The following is a 23,674-nucleotide window of genomic DNA, read 5'->3' on the forward strand; positions in this document are numbered from 1 at the left end:
TGTCCTCTCCAGGAGTGCATAGATACTTTAGCACCCCAAAATTTGACAAAGAACCTTTTTAGTTCCATTTTAGAAAAGCCCGTCGTACTGTGGCCCTTTCAGGTATTTCTTACCGTATTCCTTAATCTTGTCGACACCGATGAATTTCAGGTAGTCGTTAAAGGCAATAAGATCACCAGGATAGCCCTCAACCATCTCGTTTTCCTTGATATACTTCAGAACTTTCATGACAGCGGCGACTTCTGCGAAAAGGCAGCTCATGGGGAAAGTAATGATCTTATAGCCCAGTTCCCCGCAGTCCTTTGCGGTCATGCCGTCATTGATACCTTTTCCTACATAAAGGCCCAGATGAATCGGTCCGTGGACCAATTTAGGGAGCTTCAGCAGTTCCTCATGGGTCTTAGGGAGAATCTTGACCATGTCGGCACCGGCATCCATGTAGGCATTGGCTCTTTCAACCGCTTCTTCAAAGGGTGCATCGGTCCGAGCTACGATGACAAGGTCATCGTCACGGCGAGCATCAACGGCAGCTTTAATCTTGCCCACCATTTCTTCCTTGCTGATGAGCTGAGGTTTCATAATGAAGGGGCAGTTAGGCGGCTGGGTTTGGTCTTCAATGAAGACGCCTCCAATGCCGGTCTTTTCATATTCCCGGATCATACGGATAACATTGAGGGCGGAGCCATAGCCGCCTTCCCCATCAGCGAGGATAGGAATATCAACGGCATTTTGCATCTTGCTGAGAGCAGCCACCGTTTCATTCATCCCCAAAAGACCCGTGTCAGGCGTCCCGATCATGGCACCATGCATGCCGTAGCCCGTCGTCCCAATGAGGTCAAAGCCTGATGCTTCTATACATTTTGCTGTCAACGCGTCATAGGCGCAAGGAGCCATGAGATAGTCCTTTTCTTTAAGAAGCCGACGCAGTTTCGTTGTCATACGTTCTTGCATGCAAAACCCTTCCTTTCTTGTTTGTCTCTATTATAGAACAGACTGGCGAGCATTCTCCAATATCCATTTTTTGTCATACCCATAGAAGCATTCTATTAAGATTGTGGGATAGATCCTGCCAACCATGTCTTATCAAAAAGGGGCCTTCCATCTCGGAAGGCCCCTCAATTCTCACTTATTTGCCTTTATGAGATTTTGCGTGGTTCGGTGCGACGAAGCGGCCCTTTTCATCCTTGACCAGTTTCCCTTCCTTGACAAGATTACTCGGGCTATAGATATCGTTGATATTCCAGCAGCCCGGCGTCGGGACAACGATGTTTTCCATGGGAGCTTCCACGAGGAAAGGACGGCCTTCCTTGTTGGCAGCCATGGCTTTTTCCATTGCCGGCAGGAATTCGTCGGCAGACTGGACACAGATGGACTCTACACCGTAGGCTTTAGCCACACCAGCCCAGCTCGGCGAATAGCTCTTGCCATCCGGTGTCTGGAAGACGGTACCAAACTTGGTTCCATAGTTTCCGTTTTCAAGACCGGCAATGGTCCCAAAAGCAGAGTTGTTCATGACAACCCAAGTGCAGGCAATGCCCTGCTCCACAGCTGTAGCAAGGCAAGTCGGGTTGACGCCAAAGCCACCATCACCCGTAAGGGTCAGGCAGACCTTATCGGGGGCTGCGAGCTTGCCGCCCAGAACGGCAGAGGCACCAAAGCCCATGGTGGCAAGACCGGAAGAGTGATGAATCGTGCCGGGTACGTTAACATCAAACTGCTGAGCTACGCCGTTCTTATTCCAGCCCACATCGGTAAAGATATGAGCATCTTCCGGAACGACAGCTTTCACATCATGGAGGATACGCTGCGGCGTCATGGGGAAACGGCCATCCGTAGAAATGGCAACATTGCTTTCCTTGAAGGCTTTCTTCGCTTTGGCAATCTTGGCACGCAGTTCCGGATTCTTTTTCCCTTCAGGGCAGATTTTCTTGACTTCTTCCAGGATTTGTTTGAGGCCCAGTTTGAGGTCCCCAATGGCCCCGATGGAAACAGGATAGTTACGGCCAATTTCCATGGGATCGATGTCAATCTGGAGGAATTCCGTATGGTCGGGATCGAAGGTGACACCCCGATACCAGCTGGAGCTGTCCGCTTCCGCAAAACGGGTGCCTAGGCCAAGGATGACATCAGCGTTTACAGTGAGGGAATGGGTAAATTCAAGACCCCAGAAGCCCGTCTGACCAACCATGAGGGGATGATTATCTGGCAGGCAGCCCTGCCCCATCAGGGTGCGGGAAACGGGGATGTCGAGGAATTCAGCAAGAGCAGCCAGTTCGTCCGAAGCTTGAGCAAGGAGGATGCCGCCACCGGCATGAAGGACCGGATTTTTTGCTTCGACCAGTTTTTTTGCAATACCTTTGGCCGCTTCTGGATCAAGGGCCGGTTTCATAGTGATGTGGCTGTCCTTATAGGTGCGATCCCATAGGTAGTCTTCCACTTTGCGGGAGAACATATCCATAGGCATATCAATGAGGACCGGTCCAGGGCGACCCGATTCAGCCAAACGGAAAGCCTTATCCATGATTTCCCCGAGGGATTCAGGATCATCAACGCGCCAAGCACGCTTGACGACGGGTTCCAAAATCTTATACTGCGTGGCATCACCATGCATATTGACTTCCTGATGAGGATGCTTTCCAAAATAATAGCTCGGTACATCGCCTGCAATGACGACCATAGGAATGGAGTCAAATGCGGCGTTTGCTACACCGGTCAAAACATTCGTCAGCCCTGGTCCAAGATGGCAGAGGACGACAGAAGCCTTATGGGTTACGCGGGCATAGCCATCAGCTGCCGTAGAGGCAACCGCTTCATGGCGATTGGAAATATATTTCACCTTTTTCGAACGGCTCAGGGCATCGAGCATACCAATGACCGTATGGCCGCAGAGGCCAAAGACATATTTGACATCCCGACGTTCGAGATAATCAACCATCAAATCAGCAATCAGTTTCTTTGCCATTTTTTTCATCCTCCTATGGTCTCAGGACCAATATTAACTCTCTTAAAATACTGCGTGAAGACTTCTTCACTGCGGATTACATAATCACGGAAGTAGCGAGCTGCCGGCGGGAGGAACTTTTCTTTGTTCCACTGCAGGTAGAGCCGCCGCTTGGGAATATCATTTTCAATGCAAAGGATCTTTGTTCCAAAAGGCGCGTAATGGGTAAGTGGGAAGGGAACAACGGATACACCGCGTCCGCCGGCAACCAGCCCATAAATGATGAGATCACTGGGTGTCCTTGAAACGACCCGAGGTTCAATGCCTAAGGAAGCAAAAATCTTTTGCAGCATCGGGGCAAGCTGCCCGTTCTGATTGAAGCCAATAAAATTTTCATCCTGGAGTTCCCGAAGATCCACCCTTTCACGTGACGCCAGATAATGGTTTTCTGGAACAATAACAACCAAGGGATGGTCTCCAATATAAGTACCCGCCACTTCCGATTCCTCAAATTTCGTAGCAATGCACAGGTCAATTTTTCCAGATACGATAAGTTCATGGATTTCATACCAGCCAATCTGTGCATACTGAAAATGCACGTCATAGCGATTTGTTTCTGACTGATAGCGAACCATAAGGTCCGTTGAAAACTGAGCCACGGAAGGAAAACCAGCAAGTTCGATGGTTCCTGTATTGGGGTCAAGGAATTCCTTAAGTTTAGCGACACCTTCATCGAGGGAATCCAGCGTTTTATTGACATAAGGGAGAAAGATTTCCCCATATTTGGACAGGCGGATATTCCGGCCATCCTTTTCAAATAGTTCCACACCAAGTTTCTCTTCCAAGGATCGCATAGCATGGCTCAGATTAGATTGGCTCACATGGAGTTTTTTTGTTGCTTGAGTGTAGTTTTCCAGTTCTGCAATCGTTTGAAAGTAAATCAGCCATTGTAGGTTCATGGGGGTCCCTCCTCTGTTTCCCTTCATCATTCCTTAAACACAGGCCTTTCGTCAAGCCTTTTCAGGAAACTGCCGTCTCGTGTCCCAAAAATTCAGGAGAATATCAGCCGAGATAAGAAGCAGTCCCAAATAGAAGTGAACGGTAAAGGACTCTCCGAGCAAATAGGCACCTAAAACAGCAGAAAAAACAGCTTGGAGCGGATAAAAAAGCGAACAGGTACTTGCCGGCAGTTCAGACAGAGCCTTGGTCCATGTAAACTGGGCCACACCAGAGCCCATGATGCCAAGGTAAAGAAGAACAAGCACCACAAAAGGCGTCAGACTGACAGGTTCCCGCAGACTGCTGTAGATTCCCACAGGGAGAGAAAGGAGACTGCCAATGAGCATCCCATAAAACGTAATCAAGATGGGGGCATACTTTTGGGTAAGGCGCCGCATCTGGATTGAGGCAAACCCAAAGGAGAGAACCGATATAATCATGAAGAGGATTCCCATGATTTCTCCTGAACCAGAAGCACCCTGAGTAATAATGAACGTGCCGAGAAGGGCCAGAAAGAGACAAACTCGCTTAATGACCGTAAGGGGTTCCTTAAGAATGATTCCTGCCAAGAAGGTAATCACAACGGGGTTGGTGGAATTGATGAGGGCTGCCGTGGAAGCCCCGGCCAATTTGATACCAAGCTGCACCATCTGGAACGTCACAAAATAAGCCAACATGCCAATAAGAAAAAACCATTTGCGATCCTTCCGGTCAATCGGTGTTTTCAGCTCCTTCCTTGCCATCCAAAACAGACAGATGGTTCCAATAAAGGAGCGGATCATGGCAAGCACGGAGGGCGGTACAGCCTCAGCAATCACCTTTCCGCCGATGTAGTTATTGCTCCAGATAAAGAAGGTGAATACAAGGTAGAAAAATGCTGACCATTTTTGAGGCATCCCACATCCACCTTCCTTTCTGTCGCACAGAGCTACTTATTTTTTCGCAGCGGCATCCAGTTCCTGCATGAGGACATCACCAATGCCATTAATCTGGCTGTTGATATCCTTGTAGAGCGCTTTAACGGAATCGAGGGCAAGAACCTGATCATAGAAAGACTTGTCATATTTGATGATGGTCATGCCTTTTTTCTCAAGGGTTTCCTTGTTCTGCTTGTCGATTTCACCCAGTTTTGGTGCCAGTTCCTTCAGGGCTTCGGACACAGCCTGGTTCAGGGCTTTCTGATAAGCAGGATCAAGCGATTCATAAGCTTTTTTATTCATAGCAAGCTGATTCGTATAAAGGACATGGTTGGTCGGAGCCAGGAATTTCTGGACTTCGTTGAAATTCATGGTAACAACCGTATCGGCTGCGTTTTCTTCCGCGTTAACCGTCCCGCTTTGCAGAGCAAAATACAGTTCAGAGAAAGCAAGCGGTGTCGGTTCTGCACCAATAGCAGTCCAAAAAGCCATATGGTTCTTGTTACTCATGGTGCGGATCTTAAGGCCTTTATAGGCATCGAGATCCTTCAGGTTGGTATTGGCCGTCGTAAGACGGAAGGTACCGTTCTGCAGCATGCCCATATAATGAAAACCTGCTTTGTCATAGGCAGCAGCCAGCTGTTTATAGAACTTTGACTCCGGATTATTGAGGACCTTATCAATCGTGGAACCATCATATTTGGCAAAAGCCATGGGCAAGTCAAAGACAGCCATTTCAGGAATAAAGGAAACAACCGGTGCGGGCTGACTGACAAAAACTTGGATATCATTAGATTTTAGCTGTCTTAGCAGGTCTTCATCCCCACCGAGGTCTCCGTTTGGATGGTATTCAATCTGGAGTTTACCACCTGTAATTTCATCAACTTTTTTGGAAACGAGTTCTCCAAACTGTTGACCTGCCGATCCCTTGCCGGCCGTATCCGCCCCGATGAGGACAACTTCCTTCAGATTAGCATATTCGCCTTTCCCGGCAGATTTCTGTTCTTTTGAATCACCGCCGCAGCCAGCAAGGGAAAGAGCCAGAACACCAGTCAATACAGCAGCCGCCAGTTTACGAAACGTTTTCTTCATGAAAAAAACCTCCTTAAAATGAATTCCTTCATGGGATCCCCAGAAAGGGCTCCTGGGGAAAAAGAACTATTTCACAACGCTTGGAAGATAGGTCGAGAACCAAGGAACATAAGTGATGAGGACGAGGGCCACAAGGAAGGATACGATAAAGGGCACAGCCTTTTTCGCAACATCCATGGGCTGTTCTTGGGCAATATTTCCTGCCACGAAAAGATCGAGACCAAAAGGCGGTGTTGCAAGTCCGATGGACAGACAGCAAACGAGGATAACACCAAGATGAACTGGATCGACGCCCAATTTCTCACAAGCTGGCAGCAAGACAGGAGCCAGGATAATGATGGCAGGCCCTGTATCCATGACCATCCCAAGAAGCAGGAAGATAATGACAAGTACGCTCAGGACAGCAATGCCGGAATGGAAATTTCCCAAGATGAAGGTTTCCACGGCACGAGTGGCGCGGGTTAAACTGAGAACACGACCAAAAGCCGTAGCAAAAGCAAGGACGAAAGCAAGACCACCATATGTTTTTACTGATTCTGCACAAAGAGGAATCAATTCTTTAAAGGAAATGGTTTTATAGATAAAGAGAGAAACAAAGAGCGCATAGAAAACGGATACCGTTGCCGCTTCCGTCGGTGTTACAAAACCGCTGTAGATACCGCCCAAGACAACAACCGGGCAAAGAAGTGCCCAAAAGCTGTCCTTGAATAGTTTCGGAAGGCCTTCTTTTTTGAGTTCTTCCATACGAGCATTGATCTTTTCCTTGTCTTCGCCATGTTTCACGCAGTAGAAGACAGCATAAGCCATGAGCATGACGCCAATAAGCAGGCCAGGGAACACGCCTCCTAAAAAGAGATCACCTGTTGATACACCCGTTGCAAGGGAATAGAGCACAAAGGGGATGGAAGGAGGAATGATGACGCCAAGCCCGCCGGCAACGGCTATAAGACCTGCACTCCAGGTCCGATCATAACCAAGATCCGTCAAGAAAGGTACGCACATAGCACCGACAGCAGCCGTGGTGGCAGGGCCGGAACCAGAGATGGCTCCATAGAACAGGCAGGTCAGGATAACAGCACAGGGAAGGCCGCCAGGGAGCCTTCCAGCGAAGAAGGCAAAGAAGTTGAAGAGCTTGCGGCTGATCCCGCCTTTTGCCATGATGACCCCGCCCAAAATAAAGAGCGGCACAGCAAGAATCGGCGTGGAGTTCGCACCAGAAAACGTATTATTGATGAGCTGGACGAGAGACCCGCCCCGATGCATCAGGAGAATTGGGGAAATCGAGCCCAGGATCATACTTGTTCCAATAGGAATGGAAACGGCGATTGCGACAAGGAATACAACAAATACAAGTAATGCTGCCATTATTCATCTCCTCCTTTCGCCATTTCAGCTTCCTTAGCTGCATCCTGCATGGTTTGTTCAAGAGTGGTCAGTTCCCGTTCATGGAACCGTTTGAAATGAAGGATCATGACCTGAAAGGCCCTGATAGTTGCCAGGACATATCCAAAGAGCATAACCGCATAAACAATCCACATAGGCCATTCCATAGCCGGTGAAAATTCATGGCTGGTGTAAATGTTTTCCAACACTTCAAAGGAATAAAATCCCAACAGGCCCATACAGAACATATTGATTAAATCTACGATAATTCCAATGATCTTTTTCATGGCCTGGGGAAGAAGATCGACGAGAACACCGACGCGGAGCATATTCTCCATCCGAATGGTATAGGGGAGGGAAATGAATACGCTCCAGATCCACATGAACCGGCAAAATTCTTCAGCCCAGGTAAGGGATGTGAGCCAGGGAACTTTTCGGACAATGACCTGGATCATGGTGACACAAGCGATGATAATCAAGAGAATAATCATCAAGGTTTCTTCAAGATGTTCATCTAACCATTTGATTAGGCGCATACAGCATGCCTCCTTTGCTGTTTTCAGCTATTATTTCTTTTCCGCAAGGATGGCGAGGAGTTCTTCCCGCATCGCTTCAACAGGAGCTTTCTTCCCCGTCCACAGTTCAATCTGGGCAGCCCCTTGGTAAAGGCTCATGCCAAGGCCGTTCAGGATGCGGCAGCCTTTTGCTTCAGCATCCAGGAGAAACTGTGTCTTTGCAGGATTATAACAAGCGTCAAAATAAAGCTGTTCCGGTTTCATGTATTCCTTGGGGAGCGGCGTTTCCCCGATGGAACGCCCCATGCCAACGCCGCTGGCGTTAAGGACCACATCGCAGGCCGATAGTTTCGAAAAGTCTCCATAAGGGACGAACTCTGCGACAGGAGCAAAATTCTTGTTGATGTCATCGACGAGGGACTTGGCACAGCCTTCAAACTTGTCTGTGATGTAAATCTTGCGAGCCCCGTGGTAAGCAAGGATAGAACACATGGCGCGGCCCGCCCCGCCGCCGCCAAAGCAGAAGAAGACACACTGATCGACCTTCACACCGGCCTCTTCCGTCAGGGCTGTATAAAAACCAACGCCATCCGTGTTGTAGCCGATAAGCTTGCCCTCTGGCGTCTTGACAACGGTGTTGCTGGACCCCATTTTTTGACAGAGGGGATCAAGTTCGTCAAGATACTCCAACACTTTGACTTTATTTGGCTTTGTTACGGCAAATCCAGCAAAATTCATATATCGCAGGCCATTCACAATATCTCCCAAATGCTCATTATCCGTTTCCGTATAAAAGTAGACCATATTGAGCCCAGCTGCTTCATACCCTTTGTTTTGCATCCTTGCAGCAAAGGACTGCGTCAAAGGAAGTCCCAAAAGAGTAATCATTTTCGTATTGATATCGACCTTCATCATTCCTGACCTTCTTTCTTCACAGACCGGCTGCGGTGAGATACTCCCGTGCCGTTTCAAGACAATTTCGGATGTGTCCTTCTTCTCCATAGGTTTCTATATATTTTTTATTTGGAAGTTCAATGGAACAAGGCCCTTCAGGCAGTACTTTCAGGTAGTCCTTAACGGGAATCGCACCGCGGCCCACATATTCCCGTGCTTCCCGCATGATTTCAACTGGTTTGTATGCTTTTTCATTTTTGGGGCAGTCACAAAGATGGATCACGCCAACTAAGGAGGGATCGAGCTTCTTGAGGTCTTCCACCGTCACGCCTGACCAGTAGCAGTAGAGCATATCCAAAAGAACTTTAGCGTTATCGGCGCCGACTTCCTTAAGGAACTGGAGCGTATCGGGCAGATTCACAAGGCCCGAAATCACAGGAAACTCCAAATTCATGGTGAGACCAAATTCCTTGGCATCTTCACAGATCTTTCCGTAGCAGTCGACGGCAAAGCCATGATCCATTGTCCACACACTGGAAAGGACGTCTGTAAATCCGAGTTTTGCAGCACACTCAAAAGCACCTCGGTAATCACGAGGAAGGTCTTCCTTTACTCGAACCAACTCGATATCGAGCGGCTGCAGGGATGTCTCCTCTAAGGCAACCTGAATACTTGCGAACAATCCTGGATTATTTTCCAAGTGGACCTGCGGTTCCCCCGCCTGCCCCATAGGGATTGTCCGCAGACTAACATAATCATAACCCGCCTTTGATGCCATCTTGACTTGGGCCAAAGGGTCCATTCCCGGCACTGTAAGATAGGCCAAGGAAATTTTTCTTGTCATAGTGAATCCTCCTACTTTTTCCGTTCAGGAAGTAATGAGTCCGCCTTTTCTTATGGTTCCATTGTAGGATGAATTTTCTGACATTTCCAATACATTGTTTTTAAAAATATATGAATAATATCGATATATTATTTGCCAAGTAATAGGTAGAAACCTGAGAACAGGCATAGTTACGCCTTTTCATCATCAAAATAGGGAAGACAAGCTCCCTTATTTTTACAATTTTGTTCATCTATTTTCTTGTTTTTGTCTACGATTTCCTTCCCTATCACCACTCTATATTTTCTTTTCATGAATAAATTCGATGAATTTATCATTCTTCATGGATTCTCCCGACAGCATCCAAAAACATAAGAAAAGGAGCCGCACGACGCCAATTTCGTACGACTCCCCTTATGAGTCTTATTTTTTTCTCAAAAAACTAGTAAAAAAAAGATAAAAATCATCCACTTTCTCATTTCATGGTTTCATTTTTACCTTGTCCCGTAGGAATCTCCCGGAATAGATCTCTGCTCTTACCTGCTCGCAGGAGATAGCTGTCCGTCGGATGGGCCACCAGCTGAGCCACACGGCGGCTCACTTCCAAGGCTTTATCAAAATCGATGCCTGTATCGATGCCGCTTTCCTCACAAAGGTTCAGGACGTCTTCTGTTGCCACGTTGCCTGCTGCACCAGGAACGAAAGGACAGCCGCCCACACCGGCAAAGCTCGAATCAAACTGGGTGAAGCCGCTTTGCATGCCCGCAAGGATATTGGCCATGCCAAGGCCCCGCGTGTTATGGAAATGCAGCCACCACATGTTTTTAGGATAATGCTTCTTCATGTAGGCACAGATTTCCTGAACTTGGGGCGGAAAAGCCATACCTGATGCATCAGAAAGGGAAATCTCATTGATACCGACCGCCATGTAGGCTTCTACGATGGAGGCGACAGCACCGATGGGGATTTCCTTATCCCAAGGAGATCCAAAAGCCATGGAGATGGATCCCGAAATCTCAAGACCCGCTTCCTTGGCGCAGGTAACGCAGTCACCAAAGCGAGCAACACTTTCTTCCGGCGTCCGGTTGAGATTTGCCAGGTTATGGGCCCTACTTGCCGAAACATTGAGCTTTACCTTCTTGCAGCCGCAGGCAATGGCCCGCTCCACTCCGCGCAGATTGGCAATGAGGGCACGATACTCCACATCAGGGACTTTCTCCAGCTTCTCATAGACTTCATCAGTATTGGCCATTTGGGGGACTGCCTTAGGACTCATAAAAGACCCGACTTCAATGACGCTGAAGCCTGCTTTTCCCATCCCATCGAGGAGTTCCAGCTTTTCCTCTGTCGTAAACATTCTTTTTTCGTTTTGGAGACCATCGCGAAGGCCCACTTCGCAGATGCGGATCTTTTTCGGTAACATGACACATTTCCTCCCATTTTCTCTGCTTCTTCCAGAAGCAGGACAGTAAAACCGATTGTTCTGTCTTCATTGTATAAGGGGCAGAAAATTTTGTCATTATTCAGTTTTCTATTGAATTCATAGGAAGATTCTATCAAGTCCGCTTGTTACAAATCTCCACAATGAAAGCCGCTGTCTTTTTGAATGCGCTTCCCACAGGAATCTTGACATCGGCATAGCCTTCATAAAGAGGGCGCCGTTTTTGGTCAAGGTCCCGAACTTTCTCCGCGTCCTCTTTAAGAAGGGGCCGTGTTGAGGTATCAACGGAGGCAATGATAGCTTCTACATCACGGTCAAGGAAAAAGATGGTTCCGGTTTTTTTTAGAAGGGCCATATTCTCCTTTCTCGTCACAACACCGCCGCCGCAGGAAATGACGCAGCAATCCTTTTGGCAAAGCTGACGAATCGCTTCTGTTTCCCTTGTCCGAAAATAAGCTTCCCCTTTTTCAAACATATGGGGAATGGTTTCACCAGCAAGACGTTCCGTTACGACATCCGCATCGTAAAATGGCAGGGACAGGGCTTTTGCCACCAGGGCTCCAATGGTACTTTTCCCGCAGCCTGGGAGCCCAATAAAAATGAGGTTATCCATGCAGTTCCTCCTCTAAAAGAGCTGCGATACGCTCTACAATGGAGCCGTCTACTTTTTGGTCCAGCCAAATTTCTTCAGAGGCAATGGCTTGGGCAACAAGCATATAAAGACCATTACAGCTTGGCACGCCTGCTCTTTTGGCAAGGTGCATGAACTTCGTTTCTGTCGGATTATAAACAATATCGACAGCGGCTTCCCGCGTCTTTGCAAAGACCTCAGGACGGACGGGTGAAAATCCCGCATGGGGGCTCATTCCCACAGGCGTCGTATTGATGATGGTATCATGGAAAGGAAGATCTCGCTGATGAGCATAGTCCATCATGGTAACCTCCGGTGCCCGCTCAAGGAAGTCACTCAGTTCCCGCTTGCCTTTTTCCATATTGCGCGCCATGATAATGATTTCCTTCGGTCCCTGATCGAGGACATACTGCAGAACGGCACGAGCCGCGCCTCCTGTTCCAAGGACAATGATCCTTTTTCCAGAAAGATGGATGCCTTCATGGGCAAGAAGCCTGCCAAACCCCAGATAATCCGTATTATGGGCTTCCTTCCGCTCCTTGGTAAAAACAAGGGTATTGGCTGCCCCAATCTTTTGGGCGGCCTGGCTCATGGCAGGCATATGCTGAAGGGCCTTCACTTTGTAAGGAATGGTGACATTGAGGCCGTCAAAATGCTGAGCTGCCGAGGCAAAAAAATGGTCAATTTTATCTTGAGGAACCTCGATAAGTTCATAGGTTCCTGCTATTCCCATTTCTTTAAAAAAGGCTTTATGAATCTTGGGGGACCAACTATGGCCCAAGACCTTTCCTACAAGTCCTACCTTCATGACAATCTCCTATCTTCTCTCCTACAGATGGAACATGGTTCCATCGGCTTCATAATTTCCTAAGAGGGTATAATGAGCCCGTTCCCCTTGAATGCCTCGAAGGGCCCGCTGAACTGCTTCGTCCGTTTCGTGAGCAAAAATATCCATGTGGAAAAAATACTCCCATGGCCGTCCCGGGATGGGACGGGACTCGATATTCGTCATATTAATGGATTCCTCATCAAAATGGGAAAGGACGCGGTACAGGGAACCGGGCTCATGGGGCAGGGTCACGACAAGGGTCATTTTATCTGCCTTGGGGCTGATTTCTTTTTCCTTCCCAATAATGACAAAGCGGGTATAATTACTTTGATTTGTCTGGATACCGCGCATGAGAACTGTCAGGCCATAGGTTTCTGCGGCTTTGATGCCAGCCACGGCAGCAAGCCTTCTCTCTTTCCGTTCGGCGACCATACGGGCAGCTTCCGCCGTATTGCTGCAGGGAACGGCCCGCAAAAAAGGATGGGTACGAAAGAAGGCATGACACTGGGACAGCCCCTGTGGATGGGAATAGACCTCCCGAATTTCTTCCAGTTGTGTGTCACCATAGACAAGGAGGCAGTGCTCCACCTTGATAATCTTTTCCCCTACAATATAGGTATGGTATTTTCGGATCAGGTCATAGACATCTGTAATGCCGCCCGTGGAAGAATTTTCAATGGGAAGGACCCCGTAGTCGATGGTACCGTCCATGACGGCGACAACAACATCCTCAAAGTAAGGGAAGGCCTTTTTTTCATAATCCGTGTCCTCAAAAAAGCTGGTTGCTGCAAGGTCACTGTAAGCCCCGGGCACCCCTTGATATCCAATCTTACGTTTTGCCAGTCCCATTAAAGTTCACGCTCCCGGCAAAGCATGAGGTCACACAGGGCCCAAGCCGTCATGGCTTCCACAACGGGAACGGCACGGGGCACGATGCAGGGATCATGGCGTCCCTTAATTTCTAGGATGGTCTCCTCATGGGTCTTGATATTCACAGTATGCTGCGGTTTATAAATGGAAGCCGTTGGTTTTACGACAACACGGAACAAAAGGGGCATGCCCGTTGTAAGACCTCCTAGAATGCCGCCATTGTGGTTTGTCGTCGTAACGACCTTATCTCCTTTGATTGTCATCGGATCATTGGCCTCGGAACCCCGCATTCCGGCAAGGGAAAATCCATCACCAAATTCCACGCCCTTAACAGCAGGAATGGAAAAAAGTAGCCGGCTCAGCGTGCTTTCCACAGAATCGAAGTAGGGTTCCCCAATCCCCACGGGAAGGTGAAGAGCCATACATTCGATGACGCCGCCAACGGAATCCTTGTCTTCCTGGGCAGAACGGATGACGCTTTCCATGACAGCACGCGCTTTATCATCCAATGTGGCAAGGTAATGATTCCCAAGGTGAAGCAACGTTTCCTCAGTTTCTCCCAACGGATGGAAAGGTCGATCACAAGCCGTACCAATGCGGGCTATATGAGCACCGACGACGATTCCTTTTTGGCGCAGCAGCTGTTTAGCCACAGCACCTGCAAAGACAAGGGGCGCTGTAAGGCGGCCCGAAAAGGCCCCACCGCCACGATAGTCATTGGCCCCATGGGCCTTCACATATCCCGGATAATCACCATGGCTTGGACGCATGACATCCTTTAGGAGGGAATAGTCTTTGGAATGGGCATCGTGATTCACAATGCGGGCACATAGGGCCATTCCGGTTGTCTTTCCTTCAAAAAAACCACTTTCAATGGTGAATTGATCCGTTTCCTTTCGATGGGTAGAAAGAGGAGACTGCCCTGGTACGCGCCGAGCCATTTCCTTTTCAATGGCGTCTAGGTCGAGTGTGATATTGGGCGGCAGGCCATCAAGAACGATTCCGATGGAAGGACCGTGTGATTCGCCATAGATAGTCATACGAAGCCGCATTCCGACTGTAGAACTCATTTGATTTTTCCTCCTAATGATTCATAGTCCTGCCAAAATTGAGGATACGATTTCTGCACACTTTCACTGCCGGTTAGGATAACAGGACCGTCCGAACGCGTTGAGGCAATGGCAAGACTCATAGCAACACGATGATCGTTCCAGCTATCCAGCCCTGCACCGTGAAGCATCGGTATGCCCCTGATAACAAGGCCATCGGGACGCTCCTCAATTTTGGCCCCCATTTTAATAAGTTCCGTTGCCATAGCTTTAAGGCGATCGCATTCCTTAAGGCGGAGCCGTTCTGCGTGGGTGATTTCCGTCGTGCCTTTGGCGAGGGCAGCGGCTACGGAAAGAATGGGAACAAGATCGGGGCAGTCCGATGCATCGATGCGGATACCATGAAGAACTGAGGGATAAATCGTTAGGCTTTCCGGTCCTTCTTCAATTTTGGCTCCCATACGCTGCAAAATTGGAAGAATTGCCTTATCTCCCTGAAGGGAATTTGTCTTAACGCCTCGAATCGATATCCCCTTTCCTAACGCACCGGCAACCAGGAAAAAGGCAGCTTGAGAAAAGTCTCCTTCTACACTGCCGCTGTAGGGCCGATAGGCCTGACCGCCTAAGACGCGATACAAGCGCGGCTCATCCTGGAAAACGTGGATACCGAATGTGCTCAGGGCGGACAGGGTAAGTGCCACATAGCTTTGGGATTCAAAAGGGCCAGTGATTTCAATCGTGGAATCCGTCTGAAGGAGCGGCAAGGCAAAAAGAAGGCCGCTGATGAACTGACTGCTTACATCACCGGGGACCACAAAATGGCCGCTCTTTAGGGGCCCTTGGACCGAAAGAGGAAAATGGCGCTCCGATCCATAATGGAACTGAAGGTTTTCTTCCTTAAAGATGGTTTCATATGGTGTCAAGGGACGTGTCCCCAGTTCGCCTTCACCAATGAAATTGTAGCAATTGCCGTCAAGGGCTGCCAAGGGAATAAGAAAACGCAGGGTTGAACCCGATTCTCCGCAGTCCATAAGAGGAGATTTTTGATGAGGCTGCTGCCCTTTTACAAAATAGTTTTTTCGTCCTTTTTCCCCTTTCGCTTCCGTAATGGTCGCGCCAAGCGCTTCCAGACAGCGTTTAGTCGCGGCAATGTCCTTGGAAAAACTGACATCACGGATCCAGCTCTCGCCTTGGGCAAGGGCAGCACAGATAAGGAAACGATGGCCCATGCTTTTGGAAGAGGGAACCGTTACCGTTCCCGCTAAAAGCGAAGGTGTCAAGGTCAAGGTCGTCATCATTCATCCTCCACAAATGGCATCAACTCATCAAACGAAATTTTCTTCAAAAGATGCTGACCGATTTCCGGAACAATCACAAGAGTAATTTCATGCCCCCTTTTTTTCTTATCCAGGGCAATGCCGCGAACAAGGTCCTCCGGGTTCATGGAAACGCCTGTAGGAAGACCAAAACGAGCCAGCAAGGTCTTGATTTTCTGGGCAGTCCCCTTTTGGGCAAGGCCTAGGCGCTCCGCATTTTGGGTAAGACGGACCATGCCAATGCCAACACCTTCCCCATGGGTATACTTTTCATAGTGATAATACCGTTCCACAGCATGTCCGATGGTATGACCAAAATTAAGAACCATACGGGCTCCCGTATCGCGTTCGTCCTTTTCAACAACCGCAGCCTTGATAAGGATGCAGCGATGAATGATGGATTCAGCTGCAGCAAAGATGGCCCGATCATCAGGAAGCGATTCCAACGCGGCAAAAAAGTCGGCACTGCCGAAAGCTCCGCATTTTATGACCTCTGCAAAGCCGTCATGGAGGTAACGGACCGGCAAGGTGTCAAGAAGATCTGGATCGATAAATACGCCTCGCGGCTGGTAGAAAGCACCTACGAGATTTTTTCCTTCGGGCAAATCCACAGCGACCTTACCGCCGACGCTGCTGTCAATCTGGGAAAGTAACGTTGTTGGGATCTGGATAAAATCAATCCCCCGCAGATAAGACGCGGCCACAAAGCCAGCAAGATCTCCCACGACACCGCCGCCCAAAGCCACAACCAGATCCGACCGGGTCATTCCAAACTGGGCGCAGGACCGAACCATGGATTCAAAGACCGCAAGTGTCTTATGGTTTTCCCCATGAGGAAAAACAAAACGGCGAACCGTAAAGCCTTCCTTGGAAAGTTTTTCTTCGATTGCTTTCCCATAAAGGGCATCCACTGTGTCATCCGTGATAATAGCCGCTTTTTCAGCTTGAGAAAGGCGGCGGATCTTTGTTCCGACATGCTGCCACAGACCCCGGGCGATTTCAATGGTATAGGAATCCTTTCCAAGAGCAACATTAATTTTTTCCATAGAACATATCCCTTCTCTTCTTCTTTGCTTCATCCATCATGGCAAGGAGTGTCTTTCTGTCTTCCTCCTTTAACGCTTTTTTCCATCTTTCCAGCTGGGTTTCAAGGCGCTCAATTTCTTCAATGACAGGTTCCTTATTCAGGAGAAAGAGATCTGACCACAGCGTTCCATTGATATCGGCGACCCTTGTTACATCACGGAAGCTGCCAGCAATGAAGTACTTGATATTTTCCTGCATGGAATCACTGTTCATGAGGGACACCGCCATGATATGGGGTAAATCACTTGTGTAGGCAATGATGCCGTCATGCTCCCTGGCAGAGAGTTCAACAACCCTGCCGCAGCCAATCTGAAGGGCGATTGCACGAAGCCAGGCTACGTTTTCCGGCCGATTTTCTTTGCGCTTGATGAGAATGAAATTCGCCCCTTCGAAAATCCGGGAGGTACTTTGACCATATCCTTTGCCTTCCCGTCCGGCCATCGGATGAGCCGGGACAAAATCCATTTCCGGTCCCAAAAGCCTATCAATTTCATCGGGAATACTGCCTTTGATTCCCATTACATCCGTAAGCAGGACGTCCTTTTTGAAATCCTTCACATGGTCCTTGACAAAAGAAACAAAGCCCCCGGGATATATGGCGCAGATGATGATATCCGCTTCCTGCAAAAGGGACGGATTCTCATCAGCAATATCTGTAATATACCCCTCATCCTTAGCCATAAGGGAAACAATATGATTGCGGTCCATGCCGATGATCCTATGGGCCTTCCGGTTCTTCAGGGCCTTGGCATAGGAGCCGCCAATAAGGCCTAATCCAATGATGGCAAACGTCGTTTCTTCCAGTGACTTCATGTGAATGGTTCCTTTCTCCTACTCTGCTTCTTTACTTCTAAGGGGATTACAGCTCGCGGCCCACGACAGGAGCGATTTTACGAAGGTCTTCCATAAGGTCATGGAAGGCTGGCAAGGTAAGACTCTGTGCTCCGTCACAAAGGGCATGCTGGGGGTCGTTGTGGGTCTCAATGATCAGCCCGTCAGCACCGGCTGCAAGGGCTGCCCGTGCCATGGAGGCAACCATCCAGGATTTTCCGGTCGCATGGCTGGGATCAACAATGACAGGCAGATGGCTCAGCCGTTTGACGGCACAAATAGCAGATAAATCCAGGGTATTGCGGGTATATGTCTCAAAAGTTCGTATGCCTCGTTCACAAAGAATGATATTTTCATTGCCCTCACTCATGATATACTCTGCACTCATGAGCCACTCTTCGATAGTAGCGGAAAGCCCGCGCTTTAAGAGGATTGGAACATTCGTCTTTCCCAGCTCCTTAAGAAGCGTAAAGTTCTGCATATTGCGGGCCCCTACTTGGATAAGGTCCACCTTTTCGACAAATTCCGCAATTTTGTCGGCAGACATGATTTCCGTAACGATAGGCAGCTGCTCCCTACTGCCCGCTTCACGGATCATGTCAAGGCCCTTATCTCCCAGCCCTTGGAAGGAATAAGGGGAAGTGCGGGGCTTAAAGGCACCGCCGCGCAGCATGGAAGCACCGCTTTCCTTCACGGAATGGGAGATTTTTTTCATCTGTTCCGGGCTTTCAACAGAACAGGGACCTGCTATGACGGTAAACTTTTTTCCGCCTACAGGAACACCGCTTACATCGATGATGCTGTCATCGGGATGGAACATACGATTGGCCCGTTTAAAAGGTTCCTGCACGCGCAGAGCCTTTTCCACATCAGGATTGACGAGGAACTCTTCAGGGTCCAAAACACTCGTATCCCCCACAATTCCCAAGATTGTTTGGTTTACCCCCATGCTTTCATGGATTGTAAAGCCACGTTTCTTGAGCCCCGCTTCCACTTCTGCAATTGCTTCTTTTGGGGCACTTTTTTTCATAACGATAATCATTGCTACCATCCTCCTTAAAAATAAAAAAGCAGGCTCGTAAGGAGTCTGCTTTGAACGGTCAAAACCTATCATCAAACCCGCCCTGCTATCATCAGTCACAAGGGGGATTCGGCACTCGCTTTACGGTAGAACAAGCATTCTTTTGTGGGCACGCAAAATAGCCAAAGCTAAAATAGCTCTGGTAACGATACACAAAAGCCTCTCCAAGTAAAGCAATCTGCATCATGCCTAACCGTCCTTTCTCTACTAGAATGGCTAAAGTGTAACGCTAAATCATAAAAAGGTCAATAAAAAAGCCAATTTATTTTCTTGAAATAGAAATAAATCAGCTTTTTGTATCAATTTTTATAGTTGAAGCTGGACATAATGAAGGCCCAGTCCATGACCTGTCACATCTGCAAAACGAACGAGAAGGGTTCCATATTGAGGCAGGTCCTTTAAAGGAAGGCACAAAGCGCTTTCGGTAAATAAAGCTTCATCCTCATGGCTATCCGTACGTTTGGGGTCATCAATGGCAACTGTCACATTGAGCAAACGGCCAAAAAGTTCCGCCTTCTGAATGGTCATTTGGCCGCCCCGTCCTTCTGTATCCATGGCTGTATAGATCACAAGAAATGGGTCATAAGCCTTGCCATGATATTTCTGCTGGGCGCTTTGGATTTTTTCTTTTGCTGTAGACATCCGTTTGACTTCCCCCGTCCCAGCCGCATCGATCTTTTCAAGAACAACTTGACGGGGTACGAAGGCCGTTCCAACAAAACCGTCTGGAGTGACCTCCGGATCATGGTTCCAGTTATCGGTTGCAGCCGTTCCCCTATATAAGACCTTGCCTCCATCGACAATTTTTTGAGAAACAAAGAGTTCTCCATCAGCAAGCGGGAGTTTTTCATTTGCATTTGCAGCATTAAAAGATAGAACCACTCCGAAAAGACCCATAAAAAGAGCCGTCATCATTCGTTTTTTCACGAGTTTTCACCCTTTCTTAAAGAGGAAGCAAAAGTCTCCCCTTCAACGCCAAAGGAAAAAGGAGCCTTAAGGCTCCCCCCTCCCCTTTTGCCTCACAGCTTATTTACGATGTCATCAAGGGCCTTACGGCAGCCTTCACTAAGGTCCTGAAGCGGCTTGCCGTTATCTTCAGCTGCAACGACCATGGGATCGATGGGAATCTGCCCCAGGAAAGGCAGCTGTTTTTCCTCTGCCAGCTGCCGGCCGCCGCCGGACTTGAAGATATCAACCTTTTCCCCACAGTGAGGGCAGATAAAGCCGCTCATATTTTCAATGATGCCGCGAATCTTGATATGTGCCATGTCACAGAAGTTGACGGACTTACGCACATCGGCCAAGGAAACCTTCTGCGGCGTCGTCACAATGATGGCTTCCGCATCGGGGATAGTTTGAACAACGGTCAATGGTTCATCACCCGTTCCTGGCGGGCAGTCAATAATCAGATAGTCAAGGGCTGGCCAATCCGTATCGGAAAGGAATTGACGAATGGCGCCAATCTTGACAGGGCCGCGCCAAATGAGGGGATCATCTTCACTTTGCAGCAGTCCCTGGGCTGAAATGAAGCAGAGGTTCTTATTGACTTCAAAAGGCAGGAGACGATCTTTCTTTGCCATCAAATGGGCATTGGAAAAACCAAGCATACCGGCAACGCTTGGACCGTGAAGATCCACATCAAGAAGACCGACCTTAAAACCTTTTTCCGCCAAAAGCAGGGCAAGATCGACAGATACCGTAGACTTTCCCACGCCGCCTTTTCCGCTCATGACAATGTATTTATGGTTAACCTGGCCAAGGAATTGATGAATAGCCACGTCCTGAGGATTGACTTTCTTCTCACCTGCAGAAGGGCAGCCTGCGCAGCTCGACTGAGAGCAGTGATCACAATCTGACATAATAAGACTCCTTCCCTTTGCCTCCTTAGGAGACTACTGTACCCCGTTATTATACAGAAATTCAATGACCTTTGCAAACCCCCTCCCCCTATTCCCTGCAGCAGGCTAAGCGTCTGGAAACGCCTAGTAAGGACCTTTTGCGCATAAAAAAATCTGGGAAGAAAAGCTTCTTCCCAGATTGTTCCTCCCCAGTTCATTATTTTTTGTTTTTAGCCTGTTGTGCAGCCTGAGCCTGCTGGATTTCCTTTTGGATATCGGCGGGCATGATGACAAGACCATTCATCATGGGTTTGCGTCCTTTCGTGTCAAAGATTACAACGACACGGGCATTCGGGGATTTGTTGGCCTTACCAACATAAACAAGCTCATCCGCATTGTCAAAACGACGGAGCTGGTACAGTTTCAGATCAGAGATCTTGCCAATCTGGTCTTCTACATTCTTTTTCGTGGTTTTGAGTGCAGCGGACGTGAAGTTCTTCTTCAGTTCCGGTGTGAAATAGGTTTCAACCGTCGCCAAGTCCGTATTAGACGTGAGCACCTTCATTACAGCGTCAACAGCCTGTTCTTCCATTTTAAGGGCATCACTGGCAGGACTTGCAAGGCCGAGGCTAGACAGGCCAAGACTCATAACCATAACAAGTAAAGCAATCAATTTTTTCATGTTTGTCATCCCTTCCTTACAAAATTATAATTTCTTCCATTATACACGATAATAATGATTTTTGCTAATTACAGTGAATCCTTTTCAATCCTTTCCATCGCTTCAATCGTCCCTTCACGACTGCCAAACGCAGTCAAACGAAGGTATCCTTCACCCATGCTGCCGAAACCGGAGCCAGGGGTCCCAACGATGGCAAGTTTGTTCAGGAGATAATCAAAATATTCCCAGCTTTTCATCCCGTTCGGGCACTGCATCCAAACATAGGGGGAATGAACACCGCCAAAGTAAGTATACCCCTTTTGATCAAAGGTGCGCATCATGATGCGGGCATTTTCCCGATAATACTCCAGCATATCACCGCACTGCTTCTCGCCTAGGACGGACATGGCAGCTTCCGCGCCGCGCTGCACAAAATAATTGACCCCATTGAATTTTGTCGTCTGACGGCGGAGCCACATCGTATTGAGATGGAGTTCCCTCCCATCGGGTGTCCGGCGAACCAATTCCTGAGGAACAACCGTATAGCCGCACCGGGTTCCGGTAAAACCAGCCGTCTTGGAGAAAGAACAAAATTCAATGGCGCATTCACGGGCACCAGGGATGGCAAAGATGCTGCGAGGAATGGATGGGTCCGTAATGAAAGCCTCATAAGCTGCATCATAAAGGATGATGGCGTCATTCTTCCGTGCATAAGCGACCCATTTCTCCAGCTGTTCCCGTGTATAAACAGCTCCTGTCGGATTATTTGGTGAGCACAGATAGATGATATCCGCTTTCACGCTGTCATCAGGCATGGGCAGGAAATGATTTTCCGGGGTTCCGTTCATATAAAGAATCTTGCGGCCCCGCATCGTGTTCGTATCCGCATAAACCGGATAAACGGGATTAGGAACGAGAACAACATTTGTATCTTCAAAAAGATCCGTGATATTGCCGCAGTCACTTTTGGCCCCATCACTGATAAAAATATCCTTTGTATCCAGTTTCACACCATGACGGGCGTAATACTTTTGGATGGCCTCATGCAGGAACTCATAGCCTTGTTCTGGACCATAGCCGCGAAACGTTTCCTTATGGCCTAATTCCTCAACCGCCTTTTTCATTGCATCTACTACGCATGGTGCCAAAGGCAATGTGACATCGCCAATCCCCATCTTGATGATTTTCTTTTCCGGATGGGCTGCGGTAAACGCAGCAACTCGCTTTGCAATATCCGTAAAAAGATAGCTATCCTGAAGCTTTGCATAATTTCCATTTACAATTGCCATAGGTAATAATTCCCCCTCAACATCCACTGAATTAGGTTATATAATGAAAAATAAGCTTTCCTCATTGTAGTGTAAAACTATGACCTTGTCAATAAAATTGTACATCTTTTAAGGAAAATTCCTTAATAAATTCACAATCTGTTTATTCCAGGATATCATCGGGAATCTCCATCTCTCCTTCATACACAGTGACAGCCGGTCCCTTCATCATCATATGACCATCGCTGCGATAATTGAGCTGCAGGGGTCCGCCAACAGCTTCAACGGTAAGGAATTTATCACGGCGTCCTGCTTTGCCCAAGGTAATGGCCGTATAGGCAACAGCGCAGGCACCGGTTCCGCAGGCAAGGGTTTCCCCACTGCCGCGTTCCCAGACACGGAACTTGACATGGTTATCATCCACGATCTCAACAAATTCCACATTGACCCGTTCCGGGAAATAGGAAGAATGCTCAATGATGCGGCCCACTTTTTCAACAGGGGCCGTGGCCACGGCCTCAACAAAGGTTACAAAATGAGGATTTCCCATGGACACACCGGTTCCGCGGAGCGTAAGGGATTCCCCATCGACAGTGACCGTAATGGCCTCATCAAGACAAGTGCTTTTCTCCCACTTCATGGGAATGGAAGGAGGATCCGTTATGGGAACTCCCATATCAACAGTAGCAGATACAACCTGACCGTCGGCCACGTCCATAGCGATGGTCTTGATGCCGCTTAAGGTCTCCAGGGTAATCGGATTTTTTCGAGTAAGCCCCTTATCATAAACATATTTTGCAATGCAGCGCGACCCGTTGCCGCACATCATGCCCTCCGACGCATCAGCATTGAACATGCGCATCCGAAAATCAGCCTTATCAGACGGGCAGATACAAATCAGCCCATCAGAACCAACGGAAAGGTGCCGTGGACTGACGTATGCCGAAATCTTCCCAGGTTCAGGAATCATTCTGTCCATACAATTGACATAAAGATAGTCATTGCCACAACCCTGCATTTTAGTAAATTTCAGTTTCATAGGAACCCCCTCAACATAAAGAATCGCATAGGAACAGCTCAAAACCAGTTCCATTATAGAAGAATTGAAAAAGAGGGTCAACCAAAGATAATTTCCCATAAAAAAACAAAAAAAGAGGTTCTTTGTCAAATGTTGGGGTGCCCCACAACTAAATCGCCTTTTAGGAACTC

At 48.3% G+C, this 23,674-nt stretch carries 24 protein-coding genes; all 24 read right to left on the reverse strand.

Translation table 11 applies throughout. From position 1 onward, the window contains the following. Nucleotides 1–69: 69 nt before the first annotated feature. Nucleotides 70–951, reverse strand: a complete 882-nt coding sequence (locus QZQ08_RS06790; protein ID WP_296329824.1) for an oxaloacetate decarboxylase — start codon at nucleotides 949–951, stop codon at nucleotides 70–72. 175 nt (nucleotides 952–1,126) lie between these two features. Beyond that, a complete protein-coding gene (locus tag QZQ08_RS06795; protein WP_296329829.1) occupies nucleotides 1,127–2,962 on the reverse strand; it encodes a thiamine pyrophosphate-binding protein in 1,836 nt (611 codons plus the stop codon). Between the two features lie 5 nt (nucleotides 2,963–2,967). Continuing rightward, the gene (locus QZQ08_RS06800) at nucleotides 2,968–3,900 is read right to left on the reverse strand and encodes a LysR family transcriptional regulator (RefSeq protein ID WP_296329834.1); all 933 of its coding nucleotides are present in this window, start codon (nucleotides 3,898–3,900) and stop codon (nucleotides 2,968–2,970) included. Nucleotides 3,901–3,951: 51 nt separating this feature from the next. After that, nucleotides 3,952–4,836, reverse strand: a complete 885-nt coding sequence (locus QZQ08_RS06805) for a DMT family transporter (RefSeq protein WP_296329836.1) — start codon at nucleotides 4,834–4,836, stop codon at nucleotides 3,952–3,954. Nucleotides 4,837–4,872: 36 nt separating this feature from the next. Then, nucleotides 4,873–5,949, reverse strand: coding sequence for a TRAP transporter substrate-binding protein (locus QZQ08_RS06810; protein WP_296329838.1), 1,077 nt, complete (start codon nucleotides 5,947–5,949; stop codon nucleotides 4,873–4,875). 66 nt (nucleotides 5,950–6,015) lie between these two features. Beyond that, nucleotides 6,016–7,314, reverse strand: coding sequence for a TRAP transporter large permease (locus QZQ08_RS06815; RefSeq protein WP_296329840.1), 1,299 nt, complete (start codon nucleotides 7,312–7,314; stop codon nucleotides 6,016–6,018). Then, the gene (locus QZQ08_RS06820) at nucleotides 7,314–7,868 is read right to left on the reverse strand and encodes a TRAP transporter small permease (protein WP_296329842.1); all 555 of its coding nucleotides are present in this window, start codon (nucleotides 7,866–7,868) and stop codon (nucleotides 7,314–7,316) included. Before QZQ08_RS06820 ends, QZQ08_RS06815 begins: the two co-directional genes overlap by 1 nt. Before the next feature lie 30 nt (nucleotides 7,869–7,898). Next, on the reverse strand, nucleotides 7,899–8,759 hold the full coding sequence (locus tag QZQ08_RS06825; protein ID WP_016459772.1) for a shikimate dehydrogenase: 861 nt from the start codon (nucleotides 8,757–8,759) through the stop codon (nucleotides 7,899–7,901). 19 nt (nucleotides 8,760–8,778) lie between these two features. Beyond that, a complete protein-coding gene (locus QZQ08_RS06830; RefSeq protein ID WP_009015143.1) occupies nucleotides 8,779–9,585 on the reverse strand; it encodes a sugar phosphate isomerase/epimerase in 807 nt (268 codons plus the stop codon). Between the two features lie 170 nt (nucleotides 9,586–9,755). After that, nucleotides 9,756–9,878 carry a hypothetical protein gene (locus QZQ08_RS06835; RefSeq protein WP_296329849.1) on the reverse strand — a complete coding sequence of 41 codons (123 nt, stop codon included), beginning with the start codon at nucleotides 9,876–9,878 and terminating at the stop codon, nucleotides 9,756–9,758. A 161-nt stretch (nucleotides 9,879–10,039) separates the two neighbouring features. Then, entirely contained in the window at nucleotides 10,040–10,987 is a 948-nt protein-coding gene (locus QZQ08_RS06840) for a hydroxymethylglutaryl-CoA lyase (RefSeq protein WP_296329852.1), read from the reverse strand. Nucleotides 10,988–11,120: 133 nt separating this feature from the next. Then, nucleotides 11,121–11,618, reverse strand: a complete 498-nt coding sequence (locus tag QZQ08_RS06845; protein ID WP_296329856.1) for a shikimate kinase — start codon at nucleotides 11,616–11,618, stop codon at nucleotides 11,121–11,123. Then, nucleotides 11,611–12,444: a shikimate dehydrogenase gene (locus QZQ08_RS06850; protein ID WP_296329858.1), complete on the reverse strand. Its 834-nt coding sequence runs from the start codon at nucleotides 12,442–12,444 to the stop codon at nucleotides 11,611–11,613. The genes QZQ08_RS06845 and QZQ08_RS06850 overlap by 8 nt, the downstream gene beginning before the upstream one ends. A 21-nt stretch (nucleotides 12,445–12,465) precedes the next feature. After that, complete coding sequence (pheA, locus tag QZQ08_RS06855) at nucleotides 12,466–13,314, reverse strand: prephenate dehydratase (RefSeq protein WP_296329861.1); 849 nt, start codon at nucleotides 13,312–13,314, stop codon at nucleotides 12,466–12,468. Further along, complete coding sequence (gene aroC, locus QZQ08_RS06860; protein WP_296329865.1) at nucleotides 13,314–14,405, reverse strand: chorismate synthase; 1,092 nt, start codon at nucleotides 14,403–14,405, stop codon at nucleotides 13,314–13,316. The genes pheA and aroC overlap by 1 nt, the downstream gene beginning before the upstream one ends. Then, nucleotides 14,402–15,679, reverse strand: a complete 1,278-nt coding sequence (gene aroA / locus QZQ08_RS06865) for a 3-phosphoshikimate 1-carboxyvinyltransferase (RefSeq protein ID WP_366140899.1) — start codon at nucleotides 15,677–15,679, stop codon at nucleotides 14,402–14,404. Before aroA ends, aroC begins: the two co-directional genes overlap by 4 nt. Then, nucleotides 15,679–16,746 (reverse strand): 3-dehydroquinate synthase, encoded by a 1,068-nt coding sequence (aroB, locus tag QZQ08_RS06870; protein ID WP_296329871.1) that lies wholly within the window; start codon nucleotides 16,744–16,746, stop codon nucleotides 15,679–15,681. Before aroB ends, aroA begins: the two co-directional genes overlap by 1 nt. Beyond that, nucleotides 16,733–17,599: a prephenate dehydrogenase gene (locus QZQ08_RS06875; RefSeq protein WP_296329872.1), complete on the reverse strand. Its 867-nt coding sequence runs from the start codon at nucleotides 17,597–17,599 to the stop codon at nucleotides 16,733–16,735. The genes aroB and QZQ08_RS06875 overlap by 14 nt, the downstream gene beginning before the upstream one ends. A gap of 46 nt (nucleotides 17,600–17,645) precedes the next feature. Beyond that, on the reverse strand, nucleotides 17,646–18,659 hold the full coding sequence (gene aroF / locus QZQ08_RS06880; RefSeq protein ID WP_296329875.1) for a 3-deoxy-7-phosphoheptulonate synthase: 1,014 nt from the start codon (nucleotides 18,657–18,659) through the stop codon (nucleotides 17,646–17,648). A 345-nt stretch (nucleotides 18,660–19,004) separates the two neighbouring features. After that, nucleotides 19,005–19,625 (reverse strand): hypothetical protein, encoded by a 621-nt coding sequence (locus tag QZQ08_RS06885; protein ID WP_296329880.1) that lies wholly within the window; start codon nucleotides 19,623–19,625, stop codon nucleotides 19,005–19,007. Between the two features lie 92 nt (nucleotides 19,626–19,717). Then, complete coding sequence (locus QZQ08_RS06890; RefSeq protein WP_296329884.1) at nucleotides 19,718–20,557, reverse strand: Mrp/NBP35 family ATP-binding protein; 840 nt, start codon at nucleotides 20,555–20,557, stop codon at nucleotides 19,718–19,720. Nucleotides 20,558–20,753: 196 nt separating this feature from the next. Next, nucleotides 20,754–21,218, reverse strand: a complete 465-nt coding sequence (locus QZQ08_RS06895; RefSeq protein ID WP_296329887.1) for a hypothetical protein — start codon at nucleotides 21,216–21,218, stop codon at nucleotides 20,754–20,756. Nucleotides 21,219–21,286: 68 nt separating this feature from the next. Further along, on the reverse strand, nucleotides 21,287–22,486 hold the full coding sequence (locus tag QZQ08_RS06900) for an LL-diaminopimelate aminotransferase (RefSeq protein WP_296329890.1): 1,200 nt from the start codon (nucleotides 22,484–22,486) through the stop codon (nucleotides 21,287–21,289). A 142-nt stretch (nucleotides 22,487–22,628) separates the two neighbouring features. Beyond that, entirely contained in the window at nucleotides 22,629–23,498 is an 870-nt protein-coding gene (dapF, locus tag QZQ08_RS06905; protein ID WP_366140898.1) for a diaminopimelate epimerase, read from the reverse strand. Between the last annotated feature and the right edge of the window lie 176 nt (nucleotides 23,499–23,674).

Origin of the sequence: uncultured Acidaminococcus sp. (assembly GCA_900538365.1) — a bacterium.
GTDB lineage: Bacteria > Bacillota > Negativicutes > Acidaminococcales > Acidaminococcaceae > Acidaminococcus.